The organism is Rhodococcus sp. IEGM 1307, from assembly GCF_030056915.1.
GTDB lineage: Bacteria > Actinomycetota > Actinomycetes > Mycobacteriales > Mycobacteriaceae > Rhodococcus_F > Rhodococcus_F opacus_D.
Genome location: NZ_JASHKW010000038.1, coordinates 1 through 9885 on the forward strand (window position 1 = coordinate 1; position 9885 = coordinate 9885).

12 protein-coding genes and 1 riboswitch are annotated in these 9885 nt (G+C 67.6%); of the genes, 7 read left to right on the plus strand and 5 right to left on the minus strand.

Features of this window, described 5'->3' with window-relative positions:
- Nucleotides 1-64: 64 nt before the first annotated feature.
- On the minus strand, nt 65-910 hold the full coding sequence (gene thiD, locus QM841_RS41045; RefSeq protein WP_105421232.1) for a bifunctional hydroxymethylpyrimidine kinase/phosphomethylpyrimidine kinase: 846 nt from the start codon (nt 908-910) through the stop codon (nt 65-67).
- A 10-nt stretch (nt 911-920) separates the two neighbouring features.
- Nucleotides 921-2567 carry a phosphomethylpyrimidine synthase ThiC gene (thiC, locus tag QM841_RS41050; protein WP_283336509.1) on the minus strand — a complete coding sequence of 549 codons (1647 nt, stop codon included), beginning with the start codon at nt 2565-2567 and terminating at the stop codon, nt 921-923.
- A riboswitch (TPP riboswitch) is annotated at nt 2560-2667 on the minus strand. Its footprint overlaps the gene before it by 8 nt.
- Before the next feature lie 133 nt (nt 2668-2800).
- Here thiC and QM841_RS41055 point away from each other — a divergent pair.
- The 3 genes from QM841_RS41055 to QM841_RS41065 all read left to right on the plus strand — a co-directional run bounded on the left by QM841_RS41055 (nt 2801) and on the right by QM841_RS41065 (nt 4421).
- Nucleotides 2801-3187, plus strand: coding sequence for a GNAT family N-acetyltransferase (locus QM841_RS41055; RefSeq protein ID WP_283336510.1), 387 nt, complete (start codon nt 2801-2803; stop codon nt 3185-3187).
- A 101-nt stretch (nt 3188-3288) separates the two neighbouring features.
- Nucleotides 3289-3651 (plus strand): GNAT family N-acetyltransferase, encoded by a 363-nt coding sequence (locus tag QM841_RS41060; protein WP_283336511.1) that lies wholly within the window; start codon nt 3289-3291, stop codon nt 3649-3651.
- 92 nt (nt 3652-3743) lie between these two features.
- Entirely contained in the window at nt 3744-4421 is a 678-nt protein-coding gene (locus QM841_RS41065; protein WP_283336512.1) for a hypothetical protein, read from the plus strand.
- Here QM841_RS41065 and QM841_RS41070 read toward each other — a convergent pair.
- From QM841_RS41070 to QM841_RS41080, 3 genes are read right to left on the minus strand one after another with little or no spacing between them, the layout of a single operon-like run.
- Complete coding sequence (locus tag QM841_RS41070) at nt 4388-5191, minus strand: exodeoxyribonuclease III (RefSeq protein ID WP_105421297.1); 804 nt, start codon at nt 5189-5191, stop codon at nt 4388-4390. The two genes, QM841_RS41065 and QM841_RS41070, sit on opposite strands and share 34 nt — an antisense overlap.
- Nucleotides 5192-5225: 34 nt before the next feature.
- Nucleotides 5226-6191 (minus strand): N-acetylglutamate synthase, CG3035 family, encoded by a 966-nt coding sequence (locus QM841_RS41075; protein WP_283336513.1) that lies wholly within the window; start codon nt 6189-6191, stop codon nt 5226-5228.
- Nucleotides 6181-6771 (minus strand): peptide deformylase, encoded by a 591-nt coding sequence (locus QM841_RS41080; protein WP_280779812.1) that lies wholly within the window; start codon nt 6769-6771, stop codon nt 6181-6183. Before QM841_RS41080 ends, QM841_RS41075 begins: the two co-directional genes overlap by 11 nt.
- Before the next feature lie 178 nt (nt 6772-6949).
- On the opposite strand from QM841_RS41080, the gene napA reads away from it, so the two are divergent.
- From napA to QM841_RS41100, 4 genes are all read left to right on the plus strand, one after another.
- Nucleotides 6950-7288 carry a nucleoid-associated protein NapA gene (napA, locus tag QM841_RS41085; protein ID WP_144287974.1) on the plus strand — a complete coding sequence of 113 codons (339 nt, stop codon included), beginning with the start codon at nt 6950-6952 and terminating at the stop codon, nt 7286-7288.
- A 24-nt stretch (nt 7289-7312) separates the two neighbouring features.
- Nucleotides 7313-7864 carry a LytR C-terminal domain-containing protein gene (locus tag QM841_RS41090; protein ID WP_283336514.1) on the plus strand — a complete coding sequence of 184 codons (552 nt, stop codon included), beginning with the start codon at nt 7313-7315 and terminating at the stop codon, nt 7862-7864.
- Nucleotides 7865-7937: 73 nt separating this feature from the next.
- A complete protein-coding gene (gene sodC / locus QM841_RS41095; RefSeq protein WP_280779814.1) occupies nt 7938-8639 on the plus strand; it encodes a superoxide dismutase[Cu-Zn] in 702 nt (233 codons plus the stop codon).
- Between the two features lie 75 nt (nt 8640-8714).
- Nucleotides 8715-9839 carry a glutamate--cysteine ligase gene (locus tag QM841_RS41100; RefSeq protein ID WP_105421248.1) on the plus strand — a complete coding sequence of 375 codons (1125 nt, stop codon included), beginning with the start codon at nt 8715-8717 and terminating at the stop codon, nt 9837-9839.
- Nucleotides 9840-9885 lie beyond the last annotated feature (46 nt).

Consider the following 9885-nt stretch of genomic DNA (forward strand, 5'->3'; position numbering starts at 1 on the left):
AGACACCCGCACCCGGACCGCCCTCACTCAATTCCGCAACAGCCCCCCGGACGTTAATAAGTACTCACGGGTGACGAAGTCGCCACAGTGGAGAGACGGGGCCGTGACCGGCGCCCAGGTCGTACGACGCCTCCAGGCACTTGGTGACCCATTCCTTACCGAACGCCACCGCATCGGGCACGGACCACCCGTGGGCGAGCGCGCTCGCGATGGCGGCCGCGAGGGTGTCGCCGCCGCCGTGGTCGTTGCCGGTGTCGATGCGGGGACTGCTGAACTCGAGGAACCTGTCGCCGTCGAACAGCAGATCGGTGCTCGACGCCGACGTCCGGAGATGCCCGCCCTTCACGATCGACCACTGCGCCCCGAGCGCGTGCAGCGCTTCGGCGGCCCGGCGTGCGGTCGCGTCGTCCACCACCTCGATGCCGGTGATCAACCGGATCTCGTCGAGGTTCGGGGTGACCACCGTGGCGATCGGGATCAGCGTGTTCCGCACGGCGTCCAGCGCCTCGGCGTGCAGGAGCGGATCTCCGTGCATCGACGCGCACACCGGGTCCACGACCAGCGGGACCGGTAGGTCGCGGCCGATCCCGACCTCGGTGCACACGGCGGCGACGGCCTCGATGATGGCCGTCGACGCCAGCATGCCCGTCTTCGCTGCCCCGACCCCGATGTCGTCGACGACGCACCGCACCTGCGCGGCCACCGTCTCCGGCGGAATCTCGTGGAAACCGCTGACGCCCACCGAGTTCTGCACCGTCACCGCGGCGACCGCGACGCAGGCGTGGACGCCGCACAGCGCCATCGTCCGCGAGTCGGCCTGGATCCCGGCGCCACCGCCGGAATCGGTGCCGGCGATGGTGAGGACTCGGACGGGGGTCTGGCCGTCGGGGGTCAGGGGCAGCAGCTTCACGAAGGGGACCTTACCGATTCTCTGAGGTGACGGCCTCGACGGGCAGATACACGCGACCACCTGCGTCGACGAACTCGCTCGACTTCTCGGCCATGCCCGCCTCGATGGCTTCGACCGAATCGAGTCCATGTTGCTGTGCGTACTCGCGCACGTCGGCGGAGATCCGCATCGAACAGAACTTCGGGCCGCACATCGAGCAGAAGTGGGCCGTCTTCGCCGGCTCGGCGGGCAGCGTCTCGTCGTGGAACTCCCGCGCGGTATCCGGGTCGAGGGACAGCGCGAACTGGTCGTGCCAGCGGAATTCGAACCGGGCCTTCGACAGCGCGTCGTCCCGCTCCTGCGCCCGCGGATGCTGCTTCGCGAGATCCGCCGCGTGCGCCGCGATCTTGTACGTGATGACCCCGGTCTTGACGTCGTCCCGATTCGGCAGTCCCAGGTGTTCCTTGGGTGTCACGTAGCAGAGCATCGCGGTGCCGGCCTGCGCGATCATCGCCGCGCCGATCGCGGACGTGATGTGGTCGTACGCCGGCGCGATGTCGGTGGCGAGCGGCCCGAGCGTGTAGAACGGCGCCTCCTCGCACAACTCTTCCTCGAGGCGCACGTTCTCCACGATCTTGTGCATCGGGACGTGCCCGGGACCTTCGATCATCACCTGCACCCCATGGGATTTCGCGATCCGCGTGAGCTCCCCGAGGGTGCGCAGTTCCGCGAACTGGGCCTCGTCGTTGGCATCCGCGATGGAGCCGGGGCGCAGACCGTCACCGAGCGAGAACGTGACGTCGTAGCGGTGGAGGATCTCGCACAGTTCGCCGAAGTGGGTGTACAGGAATGACTCTCGATGGTGGGCCAGGCACCAGGCTGCCATGATCGACCCGCCGCGGGAGACGATTCCGGTGACCCGACGTGCTGTCAGCGGGATGTAGCGAAGCAGTACACCGGCGTGGACCGTCATGTAGTCGACGCCCTGCTCGCACTGTTCGATCACGGTGTCGCGGTAGATCTCCCATGTGAGCGCGGTCGGGTCGCCGCCGACCTTTTCGAGCGCCTGGTAGATCGGCACGGTTCCCACGGGCACGGGCGAATTGCGCAGGATCCATTCTCGTGTCTCGTGGATGTTCTTGCCGGTGGACAGGTCCATGATGGTGTCTGCACCCCACCGCGTCGCCCACACCATCTTCTCGACCTCTTCCGCGATCGACGACGTGACCGCGCTGTTGCCGATGTTCGCGTTGATCTTCACCGCGAACGCCTTGCCGATGATCATCGGCTCGAGTTCGGGATGGCAGCGGTTGGCCGGGATCACGGCGCGTCCCGCCGCGACCTCGGTGCGCACCGTCTCGGGTGAAACACCCTCGCGTGCAGCGCAATACTGCATCTCGGCGGTGACGACGCCGGCGCGAGCGGCGTCGAGTTGGGTGCCCTCCCGGCCGGCGATCCACGGTGCGCGCAGATGCGGCAATCCCGCTTCCAGGTCGATCGTGGCGTCCGCGTCGGTGTACGGACCCGACGTGTCGTACACGTCGAGGTGTTCACCGTTGGTGAGGTGGACGCGCCGGACCGGCACCCGGATGTCGTCGCCCGAGAGCAGGTACTGCTTGGTGCTGCCCTCGATCGGCCCCGTGGTGACGGACGTGGCTGTAGATACGTGTGTGCTCATCGATGATGCTCCCTACGCCGGCATTACCCGGACAGGTTCGACGGTCGACGGCCCTAGCCGTCCTCTCAGCCCGCTGGTGCGAGCCCCCGTGGATGTGTAGTTGTCACACAAACTGTAACCGAGATCTCTGTGAGCAATCATTCGGGTGAAACTTGGACAGCAGTTCCCGGCATCGGTATAAAGGGTGATGAACATCACATTTCGATTACGACACATACCCCCAGGAGATAGCCATGCTGACAGACGCGCAGGTTGTGGACGTGATCGACAACGCCGATCAGAACCGATTCGAGCTACGCCTGAGTGGTGATCTGGTCGGCATCCTCGGGTATTTCGACCTCGCGGACACCCCGCCCGGCGCCGGTGCCGGCGTGGGCGTTGTGGCCGCTCGGCCGCCGGGCCCGAAGAGTCGAGGGCGGCAGGCGCCCGTGGTCTCGTTCATGCACACCGTGATCGTGGAGGACTTCGGCCACCGCGGACTCGCCGCCCTCATGGTGGGTCGCTCCCTCGACCTCGCCCGCGGGTACGGCTGGAAGGTCCGGCCCGTGTGCACGTACGTGCAGCGCTTCGTTTCGGCGCATCCCGAGTACCGCGACCTCGTCGTTCCGGTGGATGGCTGACTGCGGTCGGGCCACGAATCGGGCACTCGTCGGCAACGAAACGGTTCCGGGAGCAGCGATTCCGCTCGCGAGGATGCCGCCTTACTGATTCCATGAGTGGCATGGATCACATTTCGAACAGTTCCGAGTCGTCGGGGAACATCACGGCCGCTGATGCTCGCGTGCTCGACAACCCTGCCCATGAACGATTCGATCTGTGGCTGGGGGACGAGTTGGTCGGCATCCTCGGCTACCGGGACGAGGACGACATTCCCGGATTCACCGCGAAGCCGGGCGAGGTGGTCGCGTTCATGCACACGGTCGTCAAGGAAGAGTTCGGTGGGCGCGGGCTGGCCGCGGTCCTCGTGGGCGAGGCGCTCGGCTCGGCGCGTCGGCGTGGCTGGAAAGTGCGTCCCATCTGCACGTATGTCCAGCGCTACTTGGCGCTCAATCCTGAGTACCTCGACGTCCTGGTTGCCGAGTAGCCCCACTCGCGAGAGCACTGCTCTTGCCATCTGCGACTCTGCTGTGAATACTGCTCTGCATAGAGAGCGGTGCTCACAATGGAGGAGTCGTCATGACCGTGTCGGATCGGATCGAGAGTCGTACCGGGGTCGCACGGATCTGCGCCGCGGCGCTGTTCGCCCTCGCCGGCGTCCTGTTCGTCGTGTACCCCTTGGTGCGTCCCTACGCAGCGGGCGGGGCGCCGGACGGGCGGGCCGAGTTCGCCTCACCGTCGTGGCTCGTCGCACACCTCGCCGCGGTCGGCGGATTCATCGCGTTCGGGCTTGCGCTCGTCGCGCTCAGCGGACTGCTGAAAGGGACGGGCGGTGAACGGGCGGCGGTGGTCGCGGTGGCGGCGTCGTGGATCGGGACAGGGCTGACGCTGCCCTATTACGGGGCCGAAACGTTCGCGCTGCACGCCCTGGGCGGCAGCGACCTCGACGAGAATGCGGTCACAACCCTCACCGAAAGCGTGCGGATGGGGGCGGCGCAGGCGACGCTGTTCGCCACCGGTCTGCTCCTCGTCGCGGTCGGCGCAGCCGCTGCCGCCGTGGCGATCGCCCGGTCCCGGCTACTCGCCGGGTGGGCGGGGATCCCGATGGCAGTGGGGTTCGCGCTGTTCATCCCGCAGTTCTACGTCGACGCCCCACTGCGCATCGGGCACGGAGTGCTCATCGGATTCGGGTGCGCGGTTGTGGCGCTCGGTGTGCTGCGTTCTCAGTCGCCGAGGTCGACGATGACCGGCGCATGATCGCTGGCGCCCTTGCCCTTGCGTTCGTTGCGGTCGATCTCGGCCTTGTCGACGCGGCCGGCGAGGGCGGGCGAACCCAGCACGAAGTCGATGCGCATTCCCTGCTTCTTCGGGAACCGCAACTGGGTGTAATCCCAGTAGGTGTAGACACCGGGACCGGGGGTGTGCGGCCGGACGACGTCGGCGAATCCGGATTCGACGAATGCCTGGAACGCCTCACGCTCGGGTGCGGACGTGTGCGTCTTGCCTTCGAACAGCGCCGGATCCCAGACGTCCTCGTCGGTGGGGGCCACGTTCCAGTCGCCGACCAACGCGATCTGCGCGTCCGGGTTCTGCCCCAGCCACCCGACCGCGTCGGTGTGCAACTTCGCCAGCCAGTCGAGCTTGTACGTGTAGTGCGGATCGGTCAGCTCACGACCGTTGGGGACGTACAGGCTCCAGATGCGGACGCCGTTGCACGTGGCGCCGATGGCGCGGGCTTCCTGCGCGGGCGCGACCTCCGGGTCCTTGTGGAAGCCGGGCTGATCCTCGAACCCGATCTGCACGTCCTCGAGACCGACGCGGGACGCGATCGCGACGCCGTTCCACTGGCTGAGGCCCACGTGTGCGACCTCGTAGCCCAGTTCGCGGAAACGCTCGTACGGGAACTGCTCGTCCTTGCACTTGGTTTCCTGCATCGCCAGCACGTCGACGTCGGACCGCTGGAGCCAGTCCAGGATCCGGTCGGTACGGGCACGAACAGAGTTCACGTTCCAGGTTGCGATGCGCACGGCAGCCACCCTAGCGGCACTCTCCGACAGGTCGTCAGCCGCCAGGTTCGGTGGCGTAGCGGTACCGGTGGTGCGCCACGAAGCCGAGGTTGCGGTACATCGCCTGCGCGCCCTCGTTCTCGACGGCGACCTGCAGACACGCGTGGGTCGCGCCGTGTTCGCGTCCCCAGTTGATCATGTCGCCGCAGATGAGGCTGCCGATTCCGTGGCGGCGGTGAGCCTCCGCGACCTCGACCGCGGTGAGCCCGACCCACCGGCGGTCGTCGGGCGCGGACGTGACGGATCCGCGGGCGACGGCCAGCAGCGTCGAGTCGGCGGCGCCGATCCGGCCGAACCCGAGGGTGCCGCCGCGGACCGAGTCCAGCACGTCGACGGCGAAGTCGGGGAGCGCGGACCCGCGGTAGCGGTAGAGGGCGAGCCAGTCCGGATCGGGGTGATCGGTGACGGTGGTGGTTCGTGGGCCCTCGGGCAGTGCCAGGTTGTCGATGTCCGCCGCCATGACGACCACTTCGTCGCTGACGTTCCAGCCGAGCGGCACCTCGCCCAGCCGGTCGGGGATCAGCAACCGCAGGGGGCGGTCGCGCTCGGCGTACCACTCGCGCAGACGGTCGAGCGTGCCGCCGGGGGAGGCGTCGTCCAGGCTGCCCACCGGCCCACGGTCGCCGAGCGGGGCCGCCGAGTTGGCGCGTCCGGTGAAGCCGTGACCGTAGCGGGCGAGCCACCCGTCGATCCACGTGTGCTCGACACCCGGCCAGCCGTCGGCGGAGGCCAGTTCGAGGGATCGGATCTCGCTCGCGCGCACCGGTCGTGCGGGGACGGCCTTCAGCGCGACCACCCGCTCCGGATCCACCTCGACGACCGAGCCGTCCGCGGCGCGGACGATCACCACCGGGTCGACGCTCTCCAGCACCCCGATGACGTCGGTCATCGGATGGCTGTGGCCGGGTGGCAGCTGGTATCGCAGCACCACCCGGCTTCCGAGCGGAATGTCAGTCGTCATGCCCGAACGGGTCTTCGACCGTTCCCGGCACCCAGCTGAGGCCGGGAACGCCCCAGCCGGCGCGCTTGATGGTCTTCTTGGCGGCGCGCGCGTTGCGGCCGACCAGCATGTCGACGTAGAGGAAGCCGTCGAGGTGACCGACCTCGTGCTGGAGCATGCGTGCGAAGAAGCCGTGCCCCTCGATCTCGACGGCGTTGCCGTCGGCGTCGGTGCCCGTGACCTTCGCCCACTCGGCCCGCCCGGTGGGGAACTGCTCGCCCGGCACCGACAGGCAGCCCTCGACGTCGTCGTCCGGATCCGGCATGGTCTCGGGTCGTTCCGACGTTTCGAGGACCGGGTTGACGACGCAACCCCGGCGGCGCAGCGCCGTGCCGTCTCCGTCGACGTCCGGGCAGTCGTAGACGAACAACCGCAGCGGCAGGCCGACCTGGTTGGCGGCGAGCCCGACGCCGTTGGCGGCGTCCATCGTGTCGTACATGTCGGCGATGATCTCAGCGAGTTCCGCAGGTGACTGGGACACTGCCTCGGTCGGTTCGTGCAATACCGGGTCGCCCACGATCCGGATGGGGAGGATGGCCATGGTCGTCAAGGATAGTGCGGCGCGCCCGAGCCGTTCGCACTGCCCGCGGCGTTCGTCGTGGTTGAATAGTCGCTGAAGTACAGCGGTGTAATTCGTTGCTCGGTCGGCCACGCGATCGAGGAGCCGGGGGAACGTGGTTTCGCTGAGGTCGAGCGAGAGCTAGTAGTCGAGGAGTGAGATGGACGGCGCAACAGCGCGTAGTCGGACCCAGTCCGAGCGCATCGACGGCGACAACTCGGCGGGGGTCAAGGACGTCGGCGACGACGGCCTCTCGCGTCGGGAGCACGACATCCTGTCCTTCGAGCGCCAATGGTGGAAGTACGCCGGCGCGAAGGAAGAAGCGATCAAAGAGCTGTTCGACATGTCCGCCACCCGGTATTACCAGGTTCTCAACGCACTGGTGGACCGGCCGGAGGCACTCGCGGCCGACCCGATGCTCGTGAAGCGGCTGCGACGGCTGCGCGCGAGCAGGCAGAAGGCCCGCGCCGCCCGTCGCCTCGGGTTCGACGTCACGTAGCACCCGGTCGCTAAGGTCGACATCGTGAGTACTCCGAAACCCGAATCGTCCGGCCCGCCGTTACGTGCCCTCGCGATGGTGCTGATCGCCCTCGCGATTCTCTTCGCGGGTCTCGGGTTCGCCTCCCTGGGAGGCTCGGACTCGGAGGAGACCGCCGCCACCGTCACGACCACGGCGGCCGCCACGACCACTCCCGCCGCGCGCCCGACGACGGCTGCCGGAGCGGCGGGCGCCACCTCGACGTCCGCGGCGAGCACCACGTCCGGTGCCTCGAGCACCTCGAAGTCCGCCGCCGCGGCGTCGGTCCCGGTGCGGGTGCTCAACAACAGCAACGTCACCGGTCTCGCGAGTCAGACGGCCACCGAACTGATGTCCTCGGGGTGGACGGTGTCGGAAACCGGCAACTACAGCGACGGCACCATCTCCGAAACCACGGTGTACTACGGCACTTCCGCCGCCGAGAAGGAAGCGGCCACGGAGATCGCCGCGCAGCTCGGGGTATCGGCCCAGCCGCGGTTCCCGGGTATCGCCGATTCGTCCGCCGGTGTGATCGTCATCGTCACCTCCGCGCAGTAGACCGGACGGTCGGTGCACCGTCGCCGCGGTTATGATCAGATGCACTTCTTCGCCACCCCAAAGGAGCGGTTTGATGGCCTCGAGTTCTACCCGTCGGATGTCCTGGCGCATTGTCACCCCGGTGGTGGCCATTGCAGCACTCGGACTGACCGCCTGCAGTAACAACGAGGAGCCGACCGACGTTCCCGGCACCACTCCTCCCGTCTGGACCGGCGCCGCCGATCCCAGCGCCGCAGGCGTTCCCGGCGACGCCGAGAGCGGTTCCGGTGAAGCCGCGGAGAGCGGCGCGGTCAGCGCGGCGCTGAAGAACGCCGAGGGCGAAGACGTGGGCACCGCCACGTTCAAGCAGGCAGGCAGCCACGTCGAGGTCACCGTTTCCGTCAAGGATCAGACACCCGGATTCCACGGTTTCCACGTGCACTCCGTCGGCAAGTGTGAGACGAACTCCGTGGCACCAACCGGGGGTGCGCCCGGAAACTTCCTGTCCGCCGGCGGGCACTTCCAGGCCGAAGGCCACTCGGGGCACCCCGCGAGCGGTGACCTCACCTCGCTGCAGGTTCTGGCCGACGGCACGGCCGAATTGGTCACCACCACCGACGCCTTCACGGTCGAGGACCTGAAGAACGGTGACAGCGGTACCGCCGTCATGATCCATTCGGGTTCCGACAATTTCGCCAACATCCCCACCCGTTACGCACCCGCCCCCGATCAGGAAACCCTGAACACCGGGGACGCAGGTTCCCGGGTGGCCTGCGGTGTCATCGGCGCCAGCTGAGTCGCGTGACATCCCGGCTTCGGCCGGGATGTCGGTGCGCTGCCGTCCCCTGCGGCCTGTGGTTGGATCGAAACCGTGGTAGTTCCTTTTCCCGGTTCGCCGCGGCCGACACTGGGCGTCGAGTGGGAGATCGCGCTGGTCGACAGGGTCACGCGGGATCTCTCCAACACGGCCGCGGAGGTATTCGACGCGGTGGCGAATCTCGCCGGTCCCGAGGATCCGCGGATCACCAAGGAGTTGCTGCGCAACACCGTCGAACTCGTCACCGGTATCCACTCCACCGTCGGTGAGGCGATGGACGACCTCGACGAGTCGCTCGACCTGTTGCGGCGGGCGGCGAACCCGCTCGGCGTGGATCTGATCTGCGCGGGAACACACCCGTTTGCACAGTGGTCGACCCAATTGGTCACGCGCACACCGGATTACGACGAGCTGATCGAACGCACCCAATGGTGGGGCCGTCAGATGCTCATCTGGGGTGTGCACGTCCACGTCGGTGTGTCCTCGCCGCAGAAGGTGTTCCCGATCCTCAACGCGCTGCTGCAGCGGTACCCGCATCTGCTCGCGCTGTCGGCGTCCTCACCGATGTGGGCCGGCGTCAACACGGGGTACGCGAGTAATCGTGCGCTGATGTTCCAGCAACTTCCCACCGCTGGACTGCCGTACCAGTTCGCGAACTGGGGGCAGTACGAGGATTTCATCAGCGACCAGATGAAGACCGGGGTGATCACCAAGATCGGCGGGATGCACTGGGACATCCGGCCGGCGCCGCGGTGGGGCACCATCGAGGTCCGCGTCTTCGACGGCATCTCCACCCGCGCCGAACTCAGTTCCCTCGTCGCGCTCGTGCACTGCCTGATCGTCGACCTGGACCGGCGTTTCGAGGCGGGCGAGAACCTGCCCAACTTGCAGCCGTGGCACGTGAAGGAGAACAAGTGGCGGGCCGCGCGGTACGGGCTCGACGCCGAGATCATTCTCGACGAGGACAGCAACGAGCGGCTCGTCACCGACGACCTGAACGACCTGCTCGACAAGCTGGCCCCGACCGCCGTGCGACTCGGCTGCGCGGACGAATTGGCCGCCGTCGCCGAGATTCCCCGTCGCGGGGCGTCCTACCAGCGGCAACGTCAGGTCGCGGAGGCGACCGGCGGTGACCTTGTGGCCGTGGTCGATGCGTTGGTGAAGGAGCTCGGGACCTGAAAGACGGTCTCGGGCAGGACACTCGTCCACTTCCCGTTCACGTGTT